We start from the raw sequence: 19462 nt of genomic DNA on the forward strand, positions 1-19462 counted from the left end.
AAGCTATTTTGAGCTCTTTGCTGAAGAGAACCAAGTGTTAACGTAACCTATAGGAGCTTTACTGCTATAGGTGTATATAAATCAATGAAACGCAATCGGCCCTTCGGAGCGTGCATTGATAAACTGCTGAACCACTTCGTTCGCAGATGAGCGGAATGATTCTTTATCCCCTGCCGCGACTATCACACCGTCAAACAACATCGCATAATTATCCCCTGCTTTGAAACTCTCTTTGATATCGTGACTGATCAGGACAGAGGTCATCCCCATCTCATCGCGCAAGCGACAAATCATTTGGGTGATAAAATCGCTCGTAACGGGATCGAGTCCGGAGGTGGGTTCATCGTATAAAATAACCTCCGGTTCCAGCGCAAGGGTACGGGCCAAACCGACACGTTTTCGCATCCCCCCACTCAGTTCTTCGGGATAGAGCGGTTTGACGATTTTTGGATCAAGCCCTACCATGGTAAGCTTTTCATCAATTTTATACTCTAACTCTTTCGGCGTCAATGTTTGGTGTTCACGCATTGGAAATGCCACGTTTTCCCGGATGTTCATACTGTCAAACAGGGCTCCGCTTTGAAACAAAAATCCGACCTTGGTTCGAATGGCACGCAAGGTCGCTTCATCAGCGTTATCAACGCGGATTCCATCTACGGTGATCGTACCTGAATCCGGTTTCAGCAACCCAACGATATGTTTGATAATCGTTGATTTCCCTCCGCCGGAGACGCCGAAAATAACCGTCGTTTTCCCTTTTTCGATCTCGAGGTTTACCCCTTTTAGAATCTCACGCTTGCCAAACCTTTTGGTTACATTCTCGAATCGGATCACTTTTTCACCACCATCAGATAAGCTCGACGCGTGAATAAAATCAACAGCATGACCAAAAGGATTTTAAAATCAATCTCGCTCGCTTTGTGCAATGCTTCAAACGATGCATCGATTGCCTCTTCTCCGCGGGCTTGATATTCTAAAATTTTCGGCGTATAGACAGCACTGAAAAGAAGGAGCGTCCCCATGGAGCCCAACGCACTTAAAATGGCGATTTTATCGATCTGCATCACTTTATAGCGGGAGACTTCATAAACGGCTATGACAACGGTCATAAAATAGGCCCAATAACTGAAACGACGGAAAATTTCCCCCATAATTTTTCCCTCTTCATAACGGGAAAGTATCGGTAACGTCAAATAAAATTCGGAATGAAAAACAACGGCAGCGACAAACACGCCAAGCACCAAAACAGCACCCGCGCTCATTGCGATCAATAAGAGGTAAACAACATCAATGACAGCTTTTTTATTCATGGTGGGCCTTTAATACAAATCCTCGATCAAACGAGGCCAAATCGGTATAAAAATCCAATGATTGTACCGCAAAATTTTTAAGATACACTTGCACTTTGATCCGTTGATCATATCCCATCTCGCAGGCAAAGAGGGGGATACGACGAGCGTATACTTCATCCAGCAGACGCCGGATAATTTCATCCCCGATCTCACCGCCAAAGAGAGCATTTTGCGGTTCATACGAAAGATTAGACTCCAACGGTGCATCATGAGCGATGTAAGGGGGGTTGGAGACCAGAAAATCGACTTTTTCATCGACACACGAGAGCAAATCCCCCTCCCGTAATTCGATCCGATCACCCAAACCAAAAGCTTCTATATTACGATGCGCCACAGCAAGGGCTCGCGGTGAAATATCGACGGCAATAAATCGGGCATTAGGGAGATGAAGAGCCAAAAGGATCGAAATAATGCCGCTCCCTACCCCTACTTCGACGATGGTAAACGTATCTTCCGCTGAAACACGCGCCAAAACTTCATCGACCAGATGCTCCGTTTCCGGACGCGGAATAAGAGCCCCTTCGTCGATATAGAATTCCCGGCTGTAAAAGCTGACACGATTGGTGAGATATTCGAGAGGGAGGTTCTCACTTCGCTTCTCTACCCATGCTAAGAGTTTGGGATCCTTCTCGTCGATGAGATCATCACCGTGGGTAATAAAATAGAGCTGGTCTTTTTGGAGGTATGCCATTAAAAGGAGTTCCGCCTCACGCCGGGGAGATTCCACCACACCTTGTAAACGGTGTGTGATCTCATCATGAAGCTCTTTTACTCTTTTGGACATGGATCGGCATATCCTTCATCCGCATTTACACGGATATCGTATCCAAGGGCACGAAGCCGATCAACAACCGGAGGATGGGTTGTATGGAAAAAACGGTAAAGCGGATGAGACAATGGGAAACTTTTGTTTTCACTCACTAATTTTTTCAACGCATTCACCAAATGTTCCGCACCACCGAGCTCCGCACCGCTCCGATCCGCTTCGTACTCGTTATGGCGGCTCATGATCCCCATCAACGGCATCATTACAAAGCTGACCACCGGAAGAAGGAGGATAAAAAGCATCATCACAATTTGTGGGCTTTGAGATACCCCCAATTCCAGATAAAGCGTTTCGGGAAGATTTCCAAAGAGTGCAAACATCCCAAAAAGCATTGCCCCCACCATCGCGATATTTTTGTACAAATCCCCGTGGGCAAAATGTCCCAACTCATGCCCGAGAACCGCGATGAGTTCACTGGGTGAGAGTTTTTGAATCAACGTATCAAACAATATGACCCGCTTGGCTTTGCCCAAACCTCCGAAGTAGGCATTCAGGCGCGCGTCCCGTTTACTCGCATCGCTGATAAAAACACCGCTGCTGACAAACCCCGTTTTGGACATCAAATCTTCAATTTTGCTTTTCAGCTCAGGATCCTCGAGCGGAGTCACTTTGTCAAAAAACAAAGCCCGAATGGTAGGAAAAAACATATTGATCGCGATCACCACCGCCATAATAAAGGCAAAGCTCCACACCCACCACAGTTCGCTCGATGTGATAATCATGGCAACGATCCAAACCATCAAACTCCCGATCACAAGGGTGAGCAGTGTACCGATGAGGGTATCTTTTACAAACTGACCCATAGATGAGCGGTTAAAGCCGTACTTTTCGTCAATTTTGAATTTTGCAATCCATCCGAAAGGGAGCATCACGATACCGTTAATCAAAACAAGCCCCATAACCGCCATGATCGCATGAGTACTCTCACTTTGCGTCATCAAAGCCCCATCGAGCCACGCCATCATTCCGCCGATCCAAATAAGAAAAAGGCCGTATTCGACAAAGGTCTCAACCATCCCGAGTTTCTCTTTCGCCACCGCATAATTAGCCGCATCGAGATATTCCCGTTCCCCCATCAAAACCGCACCTTTGCGTTTGATCTGATTGATATAGCCGATTTGCATGACACTGACATAAAGACGAACAAGTATATAAAGGGTATAGGTACCGATAACAGCTGCAATCATAAAATTCCTTGATTATAAAAGGAATATTTTAGCATCATTTAACTGGAACTTTCCCGATACTCTCGCTTACCGGAAGCGAATCATTGACATCGCCGTACATCATTTTCGCCGCAACGAAAATGGACCCGATAATCAAACCGCTGATAATCACGGCCCAAACAATCCGTTTTTTAGATCCCTTCAGGGTATTGTAATCCTCGATGGAACTCAATGTCGGTTCATTATCTTGCATTGTTTTTTCCTCACCTTTTTTATTCAGAATGGTAACCATAATACCCTACAATCGGTTAACAAACCACCCCTAAATTGACGATTTAAGTTTAATTATTGGTTTATTTTAACGTCAATTACCATCGCCCTTCTAACGTCAAAAGGATTTGCGGTTCAGAGTTTTCGTTATCTACTTGGGTTTCGATGAATGCTCCTGTCGTGGCATCATATCGATTGGTCGTTGTTTTGATCGTCGTGGATGTCATATTTTTCAGATTCACCCCTACTTTAAAGGTCGAATCAATCCGTTTGGTCGCATACAGATCAAGGGCTCCATACCCTTTTTGGGATTCGGAAATGCCGTTCTCATCGATAGGATCATCGTATCCCCCGACATAGCGGTACGCTGCTCCATAGGTAATACGGTAGTCGCTCAGCGTATGGTCTATCCCGACGTTGCAGAGATAATCGTTGATCCCTTTGATCGGACGGGTAAAGCCCTCTGTTGTCAGCGAAGAGTTTTGGAACGTCGCGTTTCCAAAAATCCCCAATCCGCTGATGTAATCATTAAGCGATTTTTTGAGTTCAAGCTCAATTCCCCATAAACTCCCTTCACCGGCATTGTAAGGGCGTTCGATGTAACGCGATGTCGTAAGATCATACGTTGTCAATTTTTCAATCTTGTCATCGATGGCACGGTAAAATCCGCCGATGCCGACGATCCCTTTATCATCAAAATAGTGCTCATATCGTGCTTCGTAGCTGAGTGCACTCTCTTCTTTGAGCGCTGGATTCCCCGTAATATCAGGGTGGTTCAAATCATTCAGATCAAGGCTGCTGTAAGTGCTGGTGGAGAGTTCCTGAAACGTCGGAAGTTTAACGGTTTTGGCAACGCTGGCTCTAAGATTGTCGTTTTGGGTCACTCGGTAGAGAAAATGGAGCGACGGGGCAAAGTAATCCAAGTCCCAGTCCGTTGTAAATTCACGGGATACTTTTTCGTACCGGATACCCGGGGTGATGACCGCATTTTCGCCAAGGCTGATCTCGTCTTGGAGATAGAGGGCCCCTTTCGTCTGCCGCATTTTTTCATCGGTGGTGGAATCAAGGGTGCCGTCCGTATAGGTTTGAACCGCATCGTCTTGAATCGCATGTCGGACATCCAGCCCCGTTTTGATGAAGTGATCTCCGATAACACTGGAATAACTCCCTTCGATACCGAAAATACGGAACCGGCTCTCATCCTCTTGCAGATTTGTAACGGTTTGGACGGAGCGGCTTTCACTCTCTTGATCATTTTGGTGGTATTTGATCTTCCACTCGGCCATCTCTGTCCCGGAGAGATGGTGTTCTCCCGATACCTTTGCCCAAAGCATCATCCCTTTTCGGAGTTCTTCGGTAGATAAGGTTTCAGAGGGGAGAGATGCACCGTTGTCATACGTATCCCTTTCGGTTGTCGTGCGGTGTTCATTCATGGACAATGATCCGTCAAAACTGTATTTATCTTTTGGTGAGGGGGCATAGATTAGTTTTGTATTGAGATTCACCATACGGTAGCGTGACTCCAAATCGATCATTTCATCGCTGAAAGAACCATCAGCGTTTGTGATGTGAATCGATGCGTCGTCTTTGAAACTGTTGTCCAACACGCTGACGTTGATAAGCTGCGAAAGATTTCCGGTTCTCCCCTCATACTGTGCAAAAGCCGAACCCATCGGCTGTTTGTTATAAACTCCGCCGCTGATTTTTGCATTCGTTACACTCTCGCCTTTCGGTTTTTTCAGAACGATATTGACAATCCCGCCCATCGCTTCGGCTGTATATTCGGAGGATCCGTTGGTCATGATCTCAATCCGCTCAATCATCTCGGGCGATATCTGCTCCAGCGGTGTTCCCCTACGTGAAGCGGTCGAAACCTCTTCCCCGTCAATCAGCACTTTGGTGTACCCTTTTCCGGGTGCTCCCTTTTTCCCTTTCCCTTCGCTGATCGTAACTCCCGGGGTCCGCTTGAGAATTTCAAGGGCGTTAAGGTCACCGTACTGGGTCAGTTCATCGCCTCGGACGATCCGTTTGGCAATGGAGTTCTCTTTTCTCTCTTCAAGCGTTTCCGCACTCTCTTGAACATTGATTTTTTCTAAGGTTATAATCTCTTGAGCACACGCAAGAGAAAGGCTGCACGCAATAATTAAAGGGATACGATTCATGGTGTTTCCTTCTATCGTTGAGCAATCATTGCCCATTTTATTCAAATATGATAGTGGTATTTTGCTTTGGAATTATTGTAATTTACAATTATGCGGATAATTTTGAGACTGTGAGGGAAGAAGAGAAAATGATAGGGGAAGTATCATGGTGTGTTTTGCAAGCAAAATGCTTGCAAAACATGGCTGGCAAACTAGGTTTAGAATACCATATCGAGGTGCGGTGAGAATTCAGGGATGTTGACTCCTGCATCTTCATACACTGCCATATGATGCGCAGATGCGACTGTCAAAAATCCCGCTATCGCTAAAAACAATAATTTTTTCATAGGTACTCATCTCCGTATACTTCTGCAGGATAACTGTTTGTTAGATGACCTGAGCTTGAGCTCATGTTACCGCCTGCACTGTCTGATGGTGACGGGTGATGTGCGAATGCACTTGATGCCATTGCTGCAATCATTAGAACTGCCAATACTACTTTTTTCATGTTAACCCCTTTTTATGTGTGTGAGTACAATTTTAAAGAATCATGATGAAAGCAAGGATTAGCTTTCATTCCCACTCTTTATGCCAGAAGTTTAACATCCAAGCATTAGCTGAGTGTTAACGCACTCTCGATCTTTTTAGTGTTTAAACATCTCATAGCGGTACTGGCTTATCGGAGTATCTTCACGATTCCCCCACTCTTTCATCGAGGCATCGTACAAGCGGACGTTTTTATATCCGAGAACACCGCTGAGGACGAAATAGTTGAACGAAGTCTCTAATCCTCCCGTACAATAGACGAGAACCTCTTTGTTCTTATCCAGAGCGTATCCCTCTTTGAAAACACTTTCCAGCATCGCTTTGGGTTTGAGAATGTAATCTTTATCGACCGAGTAGTTCCAGGAGTAGCTCATCCCCCCTTTGATATGACCGTTACGTTTCACGGTCGGCGTTGGCGTAACCCCCAGATACATATCGCTCGGACGGGCATCGATCATCGGAAGTTTGCCGAGGTTATTTTTCACATAAGAAAGATCGGCGATTTTTGCACTCTCTATTTTTGCTTTAAAAACAGTCGGTTTAATATCACTCTCCTCTTTGGTGAGCGGCAATCTTGCATCTTTCCACCCTTTGACTCCGCCATCGAGGAGTGCAACGTTTTTAATGCCGTGATAGTTCAATGCCCAGTAGATGTAACTCGCTTTGAGAAGATCTTTGGGTTCGTTGATCGGAGCGTACAATACGACATTGCTGTTTTCATCGATTCCCAATCGGCTAATTTCTTTTTCGATCTCGCCAACAGGACGGACGGAAAGAAACGTGCCGTTATCGTAACGCCATTTACCGATCGCGGTATGAGCCGCTTGCGAGATATGTTCAAACGTATAGCCATCCCCGTCAGAAACCTCGATAATACGAAGTTTGGGGTCATTCTTATGTTCATTCAACCATTGGGGCGTTACCAAGGGCTCGATAGCCAGAAGCGATACGGCACTCGCGATGATAGCGATGAAAATTTTCATTTTGATTCCTTCTAAATAATTTTGTCAATCATAAAGGTTTATCACTTAAAGGATAATTTTTTTCCTTTATTAACCTTTTACTAAAAAAGAGTCATTATGCCGATATGGTTGTATCTATGTCACAAGGAGCATTTATGCAGATTGGATCTGGAACATCAACAAATCCCTATCTCCAAAGTAAGGTAGAGTTAAACGGTAAAGAGACAAAAGAGTTTAAAGAGAAAATACAAAGCGGTGAAATTTCAGCCAAAGCGCTGACCCAAGCGTATCTCGTCGAATACACTCTTAAAATCGAAAGCTATTCATCCAATAATCTCCAAGCCCAAAGTGCCCCATATAATCTCAACAAAGTGCGTGATATCTTAAATTCCATCGATTTTAAAGCGATCGGATATACCGGCAAGCCCATCGCCGATATGAACCCCGAAGAAGCGGCGGCAGTGGTCAGCGAAGAGGGATTTTTTGGAGTCACCCAAACATCAAATCGTTTGGCCGATTTTGTTTTAATGGGAGGGGGGGATGATCTTGAACGTCTCAAAGCGGGACGGGAAGGGATAATTCGAGGATTTAACGAAGCGGAAGCGATTTGGGGGGGCAAGCTCCCTGATATCTCGTACGAGACACTCGATAAAGCGCTTGCCAAAATCGATGAAAAAATCATTTCTCTCGGTGAAAATATCCTGGACAGCAAAGCCTGAAGAATGGCTCAATTGGCACTCACATAAAAGCGAGGCAAGAAGGCTATTGAATACTTCGGCAATGCGGACACATATGTGCAGCTAACGGAATCTCCATCGCACATTCAGGACACACTTTGGTTGTTGGAGCAGCCGGTTCAGTCACGGCCTCCTGCGCTTTGAGTTTATTATACGCTTTGACCATCATGAACATCACAAATCCTAAAATCGTAAAGGAGATAACGTCGTTTACAAAAACCCCCAGCTTGATCGCCGGAGCACCGGCGGCATCGAGCGATGCCAGGGATGCGTACTCTTTTCCATCCAATGCGATAAAAAGGGATGAAAAATCGACCCCTCCCATCAACAAACCGATCGGCGGCATAATAATATTGCTCACCAACGATTTGATAACCGTTGCGAATGCCGCACCAAAAATAAATCCTACCGCCATATCGACAACATTTCCCGTGATAAGAAATTTTTTAAACTCTTCCAACATCGCGTGAATCCTTATTTTGTGTATAAAGCTCTTCGAACGGTTAAACGGCTCGTTCACTTCATCTCATAATAACATACTTTTTATGATAATTTTAACTATTAATCACGCCCATGTCCGTGTTTATATTTATGGTGTCCTTTGTGTCTGCCATGATCGTGATCTTCGTCCACAACGATCACCTGCTGTCGTGATACCACTCGTGACGAATCATTTTTGCTTCCTACCGCAGCTCCGAGCGCACCGCCGACTCCCCCACCGATAATAGCCCCCTCTTTACCTCCGGTTGCGGAACCTACCGCGGAACCTACACCCGCACCGACTATACTCCCGAGCACTGCATTACCATCTATTGTTCCCGCTTCTGCTCCCAATGTTATACTTAACACCGTTAGGAATGATATTACTGATTTATGTACCATATTTTATAGCTCCTTTGTTTTCAACAGTTTATCCTGCTACTGTTAACCCGTGGATAACTTCACCATTCTTCCCGTATCATTTTAAATCCGTACCATAGAGTTGATCATAACCTTGTAACCCGTACAGTAGGGAGAATAAAAGGTCCGAATGTTCTGTCACGAAACAATTCTTATCGTGAAACGGCAAATATCCTATCAGAATGCATGGCTTTATCTCATTTTAAAGTGTGTTCTAGCTAGAATAATTTTCTTAATACATAAGGATTTTTAATGAATACATATCATATTTCAGAAAAGATGTATGTCAATAATATCCTTGAACAGCTTCCGGATGGAATGTTTACCATTGATACCAACCTTGTTATTCAATACGCCAATCCCGCCTTTTGTAACCTTCTTGGATTTACGTTCGACGAAATCCTCGGAACGTCCATCACCGATCATTTAAATGATTTGAACATCCTCAGCATCTGTATGGCAAGCTTGAACGATACCGGCCGATGCGCGGATCAGGAAACGACTTTTATACGAAAAGACGGTTCGCTTGCCTACATTTCCAAAAATGTTCAGGCCCTTTACAATGAAGACGGCTCGATTTACAGTATGTTGGTGAGCATACGTGATCTCACTTCTTTGCATGAACTGAACAAAGAACTTTCCCGTTCCAAATCGGATTTGGAACGCTATAGCAATGATCTCGAAGTGCTGGTCCAGGAGAGGACAGAGGAACTCACCCACAGACTCTTGCACGATACACTTACCGGACTGCCCAACCGTCTCAAACTGATCAGTGATCTGAATGCATTACACATCCCTCATGGAATGGTACTGATCAATGTTGACAGTTTCAACGAACTTAATACTTTTTACGGTCATCAAATCGGGGATGAGCTTTTGTGTGCCGTTGCAGCCGTTTTGATCGAGTTGTCCTCCCGCTGGTCAGAGGCGAGTATCTATAAACTGCCGGTGGATGAATACGCGATCGTCATCAAAAATTTCCCTTCCACATCCGATTTCGAAGCGTTTGCTACGGAACTTTCCCATTGGATCAATAACTACATTTTTACGATTCGAGATCAGGAGATCAGTCTCGGTGCAACAATGGGGATCGCTTTTTCCGATCAGAGGTCCGAAGATGATCTCAATCTTCTGATATATGCGAATATGGCACTTAAACTGGCCAAAAAAACACGACGCGATCTTCTCGTTTACGATCAGTCGCTCCATATTAAAGAAGATTACGAAAAAAATCTTTTATGGATCAAACGGCTGAGAAGCGCCATCGAAGAAGACCGCGTTGTCCCTTTTTATCAGCCGATCGTCAATGCCAAAACACTCAAAATCGAAAAATACGAAGCTCTTGTCCGAATTATCGAAGAGGATGGAACCGTTATTTCCCCTTTTCACTTTCTGGACATCTCAAAAAAAGTCAAACTCTATCATCGCATTACGACGATTATGATCGACAAAGTCTTTGAAATGCTCCGCCTTCATCCGGACAAAACCTGTTCAATCAATCTCTCGATTGAGGACATCAACGATACGGTAATGTGCAGTTACATCATCCAAAAAGTTCAGACTTGCTTCCACAGCCGCCAAATCATATTTGAGATCCTCGAATCGGAGGGGATTGAAAACTACGATATCGTCAATAACTTTATCCGAGAAGTGAAGAAATACGGCGTCCAAATCGCACTGGATGATTTTGGAGCGGGGTATTCGAATTTTGCCTACATTACCAAACTCGACATCGACTACATCAAAATCGACGGTTCCATTATCCACGATATCCATGAGAATCTGACGTCGCAAATTATTACCGAAACGATTATCGATTTTGCTTCCCGACTCAATATCCAGACCGTTGCCGAATTTGTCTGCTCTGAACCTGTCTTTGATTATCTCAAACACATTCCTATCGATGCGATGCAGGGGTATTTTTTCGGAGAACCCTCTGCATCCTTTGTTGAGTAGCCCATTTGGTAACGGCGCTCACGCACTACAACCACCGTTAAACACTCATCCGCTATAATTCCCGACATGAACAGTGAACATCCTATTTTCCACATCGATCCCACCCCTACCCTTCCTACCCGTCAATGCCGTTTTATGGCACGTGTTATGGGATGGGCTATGAGCTATGGAAATTATCTTATTGGATTACTCGTGTGGTGGAAAAGCGACTGGTTTATCGCCATTGGAGCGCTATTGCTCGGGTTTATTGTATTCGGGATACTCCGTTCCAAACTCCGCAACGATTCAATCCCTCCGGCACAGCGCGAAACTCCCTACACTGATTACGCGATTGCAACATGGTATATGGCGCGAAATCACTGTATCACTCTCCCTAAGGAATAACTTTTATGGCACTCGTCGATCTCCTCAACGTCAGCAAACATTACGAAGCACAGAAAATTTTAGAATATATCAACTTTCATATTGACGAAGGAGAACGCGTCGTTATCGTGGGAAAAAACGGGAGCGGAAAATCAACCTTGATGAAGATTGTTCACGGCTCGCTGGACGCTGATGAGGGGGAGAGGATTACCCGTCAGGGGATCGAGATCAAAATGCTCTCCCAAGTCCCAAAATTTGATCCGGATCATACCGTACGCGAAGCGATCGAAGCAGGGCTTGGGGAACTCAAATCGGCGAAAGTCCGTTTCGATGAAATCTCCGTTCTTCTCGCCGAGCAGTATGAGAACGCTTCACTGCTCGATGAACAATCACACTTGACCAATTTCCTTGATCACCATAATGCCTGGAATCTCGACGATAAAATCGAGCGGGTGATGCACCATTTTATGCTCAAAGAGTACGAGAACAAAAAGGTCGATCTTTTGAGCGGTGGGGAACAGCGTCGCGTCGCCCTTGCCTCGCTTCTCCTTCAAAAACCCGACATACTGCTCCTCGATGAACCGACCAACCATCTCGACGTCTATATGGTGGAGTTTCTCGAAGAGCTGATCCTCAAAGAGCGCTTCACCCTCCTCTTCATTTCCCATGACCGTTACTTCATCGATCAGGTCGCCACCAAAACCATCGAAGTGGAAGATTGCGCATTGCGCGAGTTCAACGGCGGCTACAGCAACTACCTCGAACAAAAGCAGGAGCTGCTTCGCACCATGGCGCAACAGCATGACAACCTCCTCAAACTCCTCAAAACAGAGAACGAGTGGCTCCGACGGGGGGTAAAAGCGCGTCTGAAACGGAATGAAGGGCGTAAACAGCGGGTATTGCAGCTGCGCGAAGATGCCAAAAACAACCCCTCCAAAATCCGTAAAATGAAACTCGAACTCGAACGGGAAGCGAAACACTTTAACCGAAGTGAGGGGATCAACCGCCAAAAAATGCTTTTTGAAATCGAGCATTTGGGGCTGAAACTGGGAGATAAAACCCTGATCCGTGATTTCTCGACGCGTATTTTACAAAAAGACGTCATCGCCGTCGTCGGCCCCAACGGAAGCGGAAAATCAACCCTTCTCAAAGCCCTCCTCGGGCGTCTCAAACCGACCAACGGGATCATCAAAATGGGAGAGCTTACCATCGGCTATTTCGATCAGCACCGTGAGATGCTGAACGATAATCTCAACCTCATCGAAACCTTCTGCCCCCACGGCGGAGACCGCGTCGACGTGATGGGTCAGGACTATCATGTTTACGGCTATCTCAAAAATTTCCTTTTCCCGCGTGAGTTTCTCGACAAAAAAGTGGGAGTCCTCAGCGGCGGAGAGAAAAACCGTGTCGCCCTCGCCCTCCTCTTTACCAAAAAAGTCGATTGTTTGATCCTCGATGAACCGACCAACGATCTCGATATCCCGACGATCAACATCCTCGAAGAGAAGCTCCAAAGCTTCCCCGGTGCCGTTATCCTCGTCAGCCATGATAGGTATTTTGTCGATAAAATCGCCAAAAAACTCTTTATCTTCAAAGGGGACGGTACCATCGAAGAGAGCTATAAACCCTACAGCGAATACCTTGAAGACGAAAAAGAGCTCAATGAAATGGATGCGATGGAAGCGGAGTTTTCCAAACCCGTCACAACCGTATCAGTGCAGGTGGAAAAACCCAAAGCGCTCAAACTCACCTTTAACGAACAGCGCGCCCTCGAAAAACTGCCACTAGAGATCGAAGCCCTCGAAACCAAGATCGATGAGCTAAACGCCTCTCTTGCCGATCCTAAAAAATACGAAAAAATCGGAATCAGCGTCTTGGCCGAAGAGTTGGAGAAAACCAAAGCACTGTATGAAACAAAAGTAGATGAACTCTTAACGATTGAAGAGAAAGCCGAAGAGATCGAAGCACTTAAACATTAGTTTGAACGCCAAAGTAATAAAATCCCTTTGGCTACGCTTGCCGCTATGGCACTAAAGCTTGCCTCATTCGAGGCAGAATTTTGCTAAGGATTCTTTTATGGATATCAAGACCCTAAACTCCCGTTTTTCTCATGCAGGGTATGTCACCTTCAAAGAGGGGCCGAACGGTTTTCCCATCGCACTCATTACGACGCCTCACGCTACCGCCGCGATTACCCTCTACGGGGCCCATTTACTTTCGTACCGTTTTGCCTCCGATCCGAGTGATCTGCTGTTTCTCAGCGAAAAAGCGATCTTTAAAGAAGGAATTCCGATCCGCGGCGGAATTCCTGTCTGCTGGCCGTGGTTCGGCCCTGATCCCGAAAAGCTAGGTCGTTTTGATCACGGACTCGCCCGTACCCGAATGTGGAACGTTGTCGCTTCCGATCTTCTCCAGGATCAGGAATGTTCTATCACCTTCGAGCTCGCCGATACCCCCGATACCTATGCACTCTGGCCCCACCGCTTCCGCCTCACTCTAAAGCTCACCGTAGGTAAAACACTCACTTTGGAACTCACGACCGAAAACCGCGACGATACCCCTTTTAATCTTACGCAGGCACTCCATACCTATTTTTCCATCGGCAACATCACCCATACCCGTGTCACCGGATTCGAGGGATTAACCTACATCGATAAAACCGACGGTGGATGCGAAAAGAGAGAAAACGATCCTCTTTCTATCCATGCCGAAACCGACCGTATCTACCCTTTTGACGGGAGAGATATCGTCATACATGACGAGATTCTTGGGCGAGCTATCCGTATAAAATCTGAAGGAAGCCGTAGCTTGGTGGTGTGGAATCCATGGATACGGGTGTGTCAGCAAAAAGCCGATCTAACAGAGGAAGATTATAAAAAGATGCTCTGCATCGAAACAGCCAACGCAGGCGATGATATCATCGTCTTGCACCCTCATCAAAGCTACTCTTTGAAAGCAGTTTATTGCATAACTTGAGCTGAGATACTGTTAAACTGCCATAAAGAAAAAGAATAATTTCAAATCAATTGCAAATTAAAAGAAATATAATAAAACATGATTTAAGACTATTTTGGCATAATGGAAAGATGCGTTTCATTTTTTTCGTCAAAGGACAATCGATGAATCTCTCCATTAATCAGAAGCTTTTACTTATCTGGGCCGTTACCTTGACCGGCATTCTCCTCTCTGTCTTTATCGCAACCCAGCAGTTTCTCTCCCTGAATCATCTTATCATGGCCAAATCTGAAACCGCGATTGATTCGGTCAACCTTGCCCGCTCGGCACAGGTATCGTTTAAAATACAGGTGCAGGAGTGGAAAAACATTCTCCTGAGAGGGGAAGACCCCGAAAAACTCGACAAATACCTCAAAGGGTTCACAAAGGAGGAAGAAAATGTCCGTACAAAACTCTCCAACCTGAAAAGAATTTCTTCTCCAAAACTACAACGACAAATCGATGACTTCATTCACTCCCATCGAACTCTCGGCGAACAATACCGTCACGGTCTTAAAGCCTATCAAAATGCCTCCGTGGAAAAATACAAAATCGGTGACAAGGCTGTCAAAGGGATCGATCGGGAACCGACAAAAGCCCTTGATGCAATCGTCGAAGAAGTAGAAGCCCAGTACAACGTTTTCGGTAAGGAAATCAGCGAAGCAGAAAACAGTGTTATAAATACAGTTATATTAATCGCTATCCTTGCCCTTTTCGTTACAGGAGTCCTTGTACATGCCGTTCGCCGATCCATTCTCCATTCGATCGACACCCTCTCTACCCTCTCCGAATTTACCCGTGGGCTCCGTTCCGGCAACGGAGACCTGAGTAAACGGATTCCGATTCACAACCATGACGAACTGGCTCTTATTGGCAGGGAGATTAACCATTTTATCGAAGCGGTGCAGCATCTTGTCTCGCAAACACAGCTGGCGATCCTTTCAAATGCCGCTATGTCCGTACAATTGATGCAATCCTCACAGGAAATGGATGTTCAGCTCCAGAACGAATCCAAAATTGCCCTCACTTCAAGCGCTCAGGCAGCCCAAGTAGGGGAAAACATCGAAAGGCTTCTGGAGGAAATTCAAACCGCCCTCTCCAGCGTTCGAGACACTGATCAGACCCTACAACGTACCCATAGCGGGCTCCACTCGATCATTCGAGTACTCCATACAAGCGCACAGCTGGGAGAAGAATTTTCACACAATCTTCACCATCTAACCGCCCAGGCCCAACAAATCAAAGATATCCTCTCCGTTATCGGCGATATCGCAGACCAGACCAATCTTCTTGCATTGAATGCAGCTATAGAAGCAGCCAGAGCGGGTGAGCACGGAAGAGGTTTTGCCGTCGTCGCCGATGAAGTGCGCAAACTCGCGGAACGGACACAGAAAAGCCTGATCGACAGTAATATAACCATCGGAACGATTGTCCAGTCCATTACCGATACCGCCGATCAATCGGAGAAGAATGCCCATAATGTGAAAATTCTCTCACACGATTCAGAACAGCTTGAAGAGACGCTTGATCAGAGTGTAAAATCGATGAAAGAAGCCTATATCACTATTCATACTCTTGCGGAAAATGGGAAGAAAAATGCAGAGGAAGTCAATACCATCGTTCAACAGATCCGAAAAATGTCGAATCTGCTTCATGCCAACGCCGGGGAGATTGTAACGATCTCTTCTTCGGCGTCACATCTTGAGAAAAATGCGAATGAACTGAAACAGTTGCTCGAACCGTTCAAAACCTAAAAAGGAGAGACTTAACGTCCCCCTTTACCACCGCCACCCATTCCGCCACCCATGCCGCTGCTCTGGCCTTGCATCATCCCTTTGCCATCCCCCTGATTTTTCATTTTCGGAGTGCGGTTTTCAGGACGCTTGTTAAATTTCTCTTTTTGCTCTTTGTTCATGGTTTGCTGACGATTCATGAGTTCATTGTGAAGCTGTTCACGCTCTCGTTGACTTGTCACTGTTCCGCGCTGTTGCAACAGATCATCCGTACCCATATTTTTAAATCGGTTTTGAGTCTCATTCTTCACCTGGCTTTGAACCTGTTCTTGCATTTTTAAAGGGGTCTCTGCCAACGCAAAAGTTGAAAGAATTGCCGAAGCTGACACGATTGTTAGTAAGGTTTTCATAGGATACTCCTTGATGGATTTGGATTATTATAATACAAAACAGTTAAAAAACACTCTAAAATATTTTCAACTGTTCCATCGATCAAAAAAGGGATTAACGTCCCCCTTTTCCTCCACCGCTGCCCATGTTTCCACCCATGTTTCCACCCATGTTTCCACCACCCATGCCGCTACCCATACCATTGCGCTGAGTCTGACCTTTATTCATCTCTTTGTATTGCTTCATAAGCCCCTCTCCTTGGGCTTGCCCTTCACCCTGACTCATTTTGTTGGAAGAACGATTCATATATTTATTATTTTGTTCTTTTGTCATTGTTTGTTCGCGGTTCATAAGCTCATTCTGAAGCTGTTCACGTTCTTGCTGCTGGGTCATCAACCCCCGTTTTTCCAAGAGTTCATCCGTACTCATGTTACGAAAACGGTTTTGAATTTCGTTTTGAACCTGCACTTTTTCTTGATTCATTAAAGCTGTCTCTGCATTTACCAATGTTGTAAGAATAGCCGAAGCGGATAGAATAGTAAGTAACGTTTTCATGTAACATCCTTTGAATAATTTCCATCATTGTAAGGCAGAAGTGTTAAAGAAGTATTAGCAGTTTCGTCTCTTAATTCCCCTCAACCTCAATCGTGAATTTATCCTCCATGTAGGTGCGTGCTGCATCATCCCCCATCGACGACGATTGCTGTAATGCCGTTTGGATTTGAACCATTGTCAAGTTGTTTTGATTCTCTCCGCGCAAAACGATTTCATCGATTTTTCCTTGGAGCATTTGGATCATGGCACGGATCAGCTCTTTTTCAATAACCCCTGAAGTGGTCCGCAAATCGGCTTCAAACCGTTTGGCAATCGCCCCATTGATCGCGATGGAAGCTTTTTCTTTATCCCTCATCTGTGCAGGCTTAAGGGCAAACTCTTTTAAAAAGAGTATTTTTTCATCCTGCGCAAGGGTGTCGGTAAAACTTTTTACCGACTCATAGGTTACATCCGAGACAGCACGGTTTTCAACACGCAGAGCAAACGATTCCAATATCATCGCATCCGGTGCATCACTGGAAACTTCTCGGGCACGCATCGAAAACTCCAGCGGCATAATAGCGTTATCAATACGGAAATATTCGACGATAAGATGCTTCATATGCATCGGACTTCCCTCGACTTCCACTTTTAACGCGAGATTGACGCTACTAAGTTTATGAAGGGTCTTTTGTTGAAACGCATTATTCACATTTTGGGCAATCATCTGGGCAATAAGTGGTTTGGGGAGGGCTACGTCATCGGCTTCGATATCCATAGCCGCTTCAACGCTTTCCCCTTTTGCAAATGCTTTGAATTCGGATAATGATTCCATATTACCCAGACGAAGCGATCTGACACTGAGCTGTTCTTGTCCCATCATGGAAAGTTTTATCCCTTCGATTTCGCAATCGGTAGCAAAGATCCCGCTGCAATCGATATTCTCATACTTCATCTCTCCGCCAATAAGGATAAGCCCCTCTTGATACTCCCGCAACGTCTTGATCAGTTCCTCTTTCATTTGTCCATTTTTAAAATGGGCAAATGCGCTCATCCCTACGATCACAATGGCCGCACCGACCGAGAGGTGAATTTTATAGTGTTGTAGAATATCACGCCAGTTTTTTGACCTGTTTATACTTGATTCCTGCAGTTTTGCACCCTCTTCGTTCACATCTTTCCTTATCGAATATAATCGACGACTTTAGAGAGGAGCGTCACCTCTTTGATCACATTTACCACTTCCAAATGTGCCGGATGGGTAGCGTAGAGGCTCAATCCCTCCTGATCTTCAAATACCGAAACGAGAGCCAAATCGAACGAGCGCTCGCTTCGGCTGATATCGATCCCCACTTCCATACTTTTTAAAGTCCCGATTTTTTCGGGAAGTGCTTCGAGCATTTCTTTGACCTGAACCAAATTTTCCTCTTTATTCTCTTCTTTAAACTGAAACATGACGATATGTACTAACATAATGACCCCTTTATCTTTGTATTAAATCCCGCAAACTCTGTCGAGGCGATTTTCCCTCAAGTATCGCATACACTTCTGCTGCAATCGGGAGATAGATACCGTGCGCTGCAGCGATCTCATGAAGCGCGTACGCCGTCCCGATCCCCTCGCTCACTTCACCGATGGCTTCGCATACGGCCTCTTTTGTTTTTCCCGATGCTAATCCCAAACCGACACGGTAGTTACGTGACATCGGGGAACTCGCCGTCAGAAACAAATCCCCCGCCCCGCTGAGTCCCAGGAAACTGTCTCCATCCGCTCCGTAAGTACGCCCGAAACGCTCCATTTCAACCAGCCCGCGTGCAATCAATGAGGCCGCAGCATTATGCCCCAGTTCCAGCCCCTCACAAATCCCTGCCGCAATCGCAATAACATTTTTATACGCCCCTGCGATCTCGGCACCGATCACATCCTCACTCACATAGGTACGGATAAAAGAGGGAAACAACGCACAAAATACACTGGCCGTATCCACAGAGGTGGAGTTGATCACCAACGCCGTGGGCAACGAGCGCATCACCTCGGATGCAAATGAAGGACCCGATAAAAATGCTAAATTTTCGGCAGGTACATACTCCCCGTAGATTTCGTTCAAAAACCGTCCGCTGGAAGCTTCTATCCCTTTAGCTGCGACCAAAACTTTCTGCCCCGAATAGACAAAACGTTCCTTCAGCCATTGTGACACCTGCTGTGCGGGAATAGCAATAATAAGGAATTCACACGCTAAGACCTCTTCAAGAGTTTTAAAATTCGGCCACGCTCTTGGAGTACGGGAGGTGATAATCACCTCATTTTTTTCACTCATGGCAAAACTGAGGGCTTCCCCCCATTTGCCTGCACCGATCACCCCTACTTTTGTCATTTGTTCACCCCCATCGCTTCGGACAATGCCGCAATATTGTCTTCATACCCGACCACGACCAAAATATCCTCCGGATCGATATGGTGATTATGCCCCCGGGAGGTAAAACTAAACGTCGCCGCAAGCTGATGATCGACAATCGCAAGAACCAATATGCCGTATTCTTCCCCCCAATCGATCTCCTGGATATGTTTTCCCACCAAAAAAGAGTCTTCGGG

General features: G+C 45.6%; 23 protein-coding genes. 6 read left to right on the plus strand and 17 right to left on the minus strand.

Annotated elements, in window-relative coordinates; genetic code table 11:
* Nucleotides 1–81 precede the first annotated feature (81 nt).
* From WB308_RS08385 to WB308_RS08425, 9 genes are all read right to left on the minus strand, one after another.
* Nucleotides 82–834: an ABC transporter ATP-binding protein gene (locus tag WB308_RS08385; RefSeq protein WP_424190802.1), complete on the minus strand. Its 753-nt coding sequence runs from the start codon at nucleotides 832–834 to the stop codon at nucleotides 82–84.
* Nucleotides 831–1310, minus strand: a complete 480-nt coding sequence (locus WB308_RS08390) for a DUF4149 domain-containing protein (RefSeq protein WP_424190803.1) — start codon at nucleotides 1308–1310, stop codon at nucleotides 831–833. The genes WB308_RS08385 and WB308_RS08390 overlap by 4 nt, the downstream gene beginning before the upstream one ends.
* On the minus strand, nucleotides 1303–2136 hold the full coding sequence (prmC, locus tag WB308_RS08395; protein ID WP_424190804.1) for a peptide chain release factor N(5)-glutamine methyltransferase: 834 nt from the start codon (nucleotides 2134–2136) through the stop codon (nucleotides 1303–1305). Before prmC ends, WB308_RS08390 begins: the two co-directional genes overlap by 8 nt.
* Entirely contained in the window at nucleotides 2121–3365 is a 1245-nt protein-coding gene (locus tag WB308_RS08400) for a M48 family metallopeptidase (protein ID WP_424190805.1), read from the minus strand. Before WB308_RS08400 ends, prmC begins: the two co-directional genes overlap by 16 nt.
* A 34-nt stretch (nucleotides 3366–3399) precedes the next feature.
* The gene (locus tag WB308_RS08405) at nucleotides 3400–3597 is read right to left on the minus strand and encodes a hypothetical protein (RefSeq protein WP_424190806.1); all 198 of its coding nucleotides are present in this window, start codon (nucleotides 3595–3597) and stop codon (nucleotides 3400–3402) included.
* 115 nt (nucleotides 3598–3712) lie between these two features.
* Complete coding sequence (locus WB308_RS08410) at nucleotides 3713–5776, minus strand: TonB-dependent receptor plug domain-containing protein (protein WP_424190807.1); 2064 nt, start codon at nucleotides 5774–5776, stop codon at nucleotides 3713–3715.
* Between the two features lie 197 nt (nucleotides 5777–5973).
* Complete coding sequence (locus WB308_RS08415) at nucleotides 5974–6102, minus strand: hypothetical protein (RefSeq protein WP_424190808.1); 129 nt, start codon at nucleotides 6100–6102, stop codon at nucleotides 5974–5976.
* A complete protein-coding gene (locus tag WB308_RS08420) occupies nucleotides 6099–6263 on the minus strand; it encodes a hypothetical protein (protein WP_424190809.1) in 165 nt (54 codons plus the stop codon). Before WB308_RS08420 ends, WB308_RS08415 begins: the two co-directional genes overlap by 4 nt.
* Nucleotides 6264–6399: 136 nt before the next feature.
* Nucleotides 6400–7284, minus strand: coding sequence for a sulfurtransferase (locus WB308_RS08425; protein ID WP_424190810.1), 885 nt, complete (start codon nucleotides 7282–7284; stop codon nucleotides 6400–6402).
* A 134-nt stretch (nucleotides 7285–7418) separates the two neighbouring features.
* On the opposite strand from WB308_RS08425, the gene WB308_RS08430 reads away from it, so the two are divergent.
* Nucleotides 7419–7982, plus strand: a complete 564-nt coding sequence (locus WB308_RS08430; RefSeq protein WP_424190811.1) for a hydrogenase-4 component G — start codon at nucleotides 7419–7421, stop codon at nucleotides 7980–7982.
* A 43-nt stretch (nucleotides 7983–8025) separates the two neighbouring features.
* Here WB308_RS08430 and mscL read toward each other — a convergent pair whose 3' ends face one another.
* Both mscL and WB308_RS08440 read right to left on the minus strand, forming a co-directional pair.
* Complete coding sequence (gene mscL, locus WB308_RS08435) at nucleotides 8026–8463, minus strand: large conductance mechanosensitive channel protein MscL (RefSeq protein ID WP_424190812.1); 438 nt, start codon at nucleotides 8461–8463, stop codon at nucleotides 8026–8028.
* 98 nt (nucleotides 8464–8561) lie between these two features.
* Nucleotides 8562–8882 carry a glycine zipper domain-containing protein gene (locus tag WB308_RS08440; protein ID WP_424190813.1) on the minus strand — a complete coding sequence of 107 codons (321 nt, stop codon included), beginning with the start codon at nucleotides 8880–8882 and terminating at the stop codon, nucleotides 8562–8564.
* 270 nt (nucleotides 8883–9152) lie between these two features.
* Between WB308_RS08440 and WB308_RS08445 the strand changes: the two genes are divergently transcribed.
* The 5 genes from WB308_RS08445 (at nucleotide 9153) to WB308_RS08465 (ending at nucleotide 15967) form a co-directional block, all read left to right on the plus strand.
* A complete protein-coding gene (locus WB308_RS08445) occupies nucleotides 9153–10856 on the plus strand; it encodes an EAL domain-containing protein (protein WP_424190814.1) in 1704 nt (567 codons plus the stop codon).
* Between the two features lie 66 nt (nucleotides 10857–10922).
* On the plus strand, nucleotides 10923–11240 hold the full coding sequence (locus tag WB308_RS08450) for a hypothetical protein (RefSeq protein WP_424190815.1): 318 nt from the start codon (nucleotides 10923–10925) through the stop codon (nucleotides 11238–11240).
* 5 nt (nucleotides 11241–11245) lie between these two features.
* Entirely contained in the window at nucleotides 11246–13198 is a 1953-nt protein-coding gene (gene abc-f / locus WB308_RS08455) for a ribosomal protection-like ABC-F family protein (protein WP_424190816.1), read from the plus strand.
* A gap of 97 nt (nucleotides 13199–13295) precedes the next feature.
* Complete coding sequence (locus tag WB308_RS08460) at nucleotides 13296–14195, plus strand: D-hexose-6-phosphate mutarotase (protein ID WP_424190817.1); 900 nt, start codon at nucleotides 13296–13298, stop codon at nucleotides 14193–14195.
* Between the two features lie 110 nt (nucleotides 14196–14305).
* The gene (locus WB308_RS08465; RefSeq protein ID WP_424190818.1) at nucleotides 14306–15967 is read left to right on the plus strand and encodes a methyl-accepting chemotaxis protein; all 1662 of its coding nucleotides are present in this window, start codon (nucleotides 14306–14308) and stop codon (nucleotides 15965–15967) included.
* Between the two features lie 11 nt (nucleotides 15968–15978).
* On the opposite strand, the gene WB308_RS08470 is transcribed toward WB308_RS08465, so the two are convergent.
* The 6 genes from WB308_RS08470 to WB308_RS08495 form a co-directional block, all read right to left on the minus strand.
* Nucleotides 15979–16356 (minus strand): hypothetical protein, encoded by a 378-nt coding sequence (locus WB308_RS08470; RefSeq protein ID WP_424190819.1) that lies wholly within the window; start codon nucleotides 16354–16356, stop codon nucleotides 15979–15981.
* A gap of 94 nt (nucleotides 16357–16450) precedes the next feature.
* Nucleotides 16451–16891: a hypothetical protein gene (locus tag WB308_RS08475; protein WP_424190820.1), complete on the minus strand. Its 441-nt coding sequence runs from the start codon at nucleotides 16889–16891 to the stop codon at nucleotides 16451–16453.
* 70 nt (nucleotides 16892–16961) lie between these two features.
* On the minus strand, nucleotides 16962–18044 hold the full coding sequence (locus tag WB308_RS08480; protein ID WP_424190821.1) for a hypothetical protein: 1083 nt from the start codon (nucleotides 18042–18044) through the stop codon (nucleotides 16962–16964).
* 8 nt (nucleotides 18045–18052) lie between these two features.
* Nucleotides 18053–18343, minus strand: a complete 291-nt coding sequence (locus tag WB308_RS08485) for a Dabb family protein (RefSeq protein ID WP_424190822.1) — start codon at nucleotides 18341–18343, stop codon at nucleotides 18053–18055.
* A 10-nt stretch (nucleotides 18344–18353) separates the two neighbouring features.
* Nucleotides 18354–19244 (minus strand): NAD(P)H-dependent glycerol-3-phosphate dehydrogenase, encoded by an 891-nt coding sequence (locus WB308_RS08490; protein ID WP_424190823.1) that lies wholly within the window; start codon nucleotides 19242–19244, stop codon nucleotides 18354–18356.
* The coding region (locus WB308_RS08495) for a TrkA C-terminal domain-containing protein (RefSeq protein ID WP_424190824.1) at nucleotides 19241–19462 on the minus strand (222 nt) is incomplete at its 5' end. The genes WB308_RS08495 and WB308_RS08490, both read right to left, overlap by 4 nt.

The sequence above is a fragment of the Sulfuricurvum sp. genome, from assembly GCF_049587615.1.
Taxonomy (GTDB): Bacteria; Campylobacterota; Campylobacteria; order Campylobacterales; family Sulfurimonadaceae; genus Sulfuricurvum.

Excerpts from the sequence above, each read along its gene's own strand:
- WB308_RS08390 (WP_424190803.1), bottom strand. The coding sequence starts at position 1,310 with ATGAATAAAAAAGCTGTCATTGATGTTGTTTACCTCTTATTGATCGCA.
- prmC (WP_424190804.1), bottom strand. The coding sequence starts at position 2,136 with ATGTCCAAAAGAGTAAAAGAGCTTCATGATGAGATCACACACCGTTTA.
- WB308_RS08400 (WP_424190805.1), bottom strand. The coding sequence starts at position 3,365 with ATGATTGCAGCTGTTATCGGTACCTATACCCTTTATATACTTGTTCGT.
- WB308_RS08405 (WP_424190806.1), bottom strand. The coding sequence starts at position 3,597 with ATGCAAGATAATGAACCGACATTGAGTTCCATCGAGGATTACAATACC.
- WB308_RS08410 (WP_424190807.1), bottom strand. The coding sequence starts at position 5,776 with ATGAATCGTATCCCTTTAATTATTGCGTGCAGCCTTTCTCTTGCGTGT.
- WB308_RS08415 (WP_424190808.1), bottom strand. The coding sequence starts at position 6,102 with ATGAAAAAATTATTGTTTTTAGCGATAGCGGGATTTTTGACAGTCGCA.
- WB308_RS08420 (WP_424190809.1), bottom strand. The coding sequence starts at position 6,263 with ATGAAAAAAGTAGTATTGGCAGTTCTAATGATTGCAGCAATGGCATCA.
- WB308_RS08425 (WP_424190810.1), bottom strand. The coding sequence starts at position 7,284 with ATGAAAATTTTCATCGCTATCATCGCGAGTGCCGTATCGCTTCTGGCT.
- WB308_RS08430 (WP_424190811.1), top strand. The coding sequence starts at position 7,419 with ATGCAGATTGGATCTGGAACATCAACAAATCCCTATCTCCAAAGTAAG.
- mscL (WP_424190812.1), bottom strand. The coding sequence starts at position 8,463 with ATGTTGGAAGAGTTTAAAAAATTTCTTATCACGGGAAATGTTGTCGAT.
- WB308_RS08440 (WP_424190813.1), bottom strand. The coding sequence starts at position 8,882 with ATGGTACATAAATCAGTAATATCATTCCTAACGGTGTTAAGTATAACA.
- WB308_RS08445 (WP_424190814.1), top strand. The coding sequence starts at position 9,153 with ATGAATACATATCATATTTCAGAAAAGATGTATGTCAATAATATCCTT.
- WB308_RS08450 (WP_424190815.1), top strand. The coding sequence starts at position 10,923 with ATGAACAGTGAACATCCTATTTTCCACATCGATCCCACCCCTACCCTT.
- abc-f (WP_424190816.1), top strand. The coding sequence starts at position 11,246 with ATGGCACTCGTCGATCTCCTCAACGTCAGCAAACATTACGAAGCACAG.
- WB308_RS08460 (WP_424190817.1), top strand. The coding sequence starts at position 13,296 with ATGGATATCAAGACCCTAAACTCCCGTTTTTCTCATGCAGGGTATGTC.
- WB308_RS08465 (WP_424190818.1), top strand. The coding sequence starts at position 14,306 with ATGCGTTTCATTTTTTTCGTCAAAGGACAATCGATGAATCTCTCCATT.
- WB308_RS08470 (WP_424190819.1), bottom strand. The coding sequence starts at position 16,356 with ATGAAAACCTTACTAACAATCGTGTCAGCTTCGGCAATTCTTTCAACT.
- WB308_RS08475 (WP_424190820.1), bottom strand. The coding sequence starts at position 16,891 with ATGAAAACGTTACTTACTATTCTATCCGCTTCGGCTATTCTTACAACA.
- WB308_RS08485 (WP_424190822.1), bottom strand. The coding sequence starts at position 18,343 with ATGTTAGTACATATCGTCATGTTTCAGTTTAAAGAAGAGAATAAAGAG.
- WB308_RS08490 (WP_424190823.1), bottom strand. The coding sequence starts at position 19,244 with ATGACAAAAGTAGGGGTGATCGGTGCAGGCAAATGGGGGGAAGCCCTC.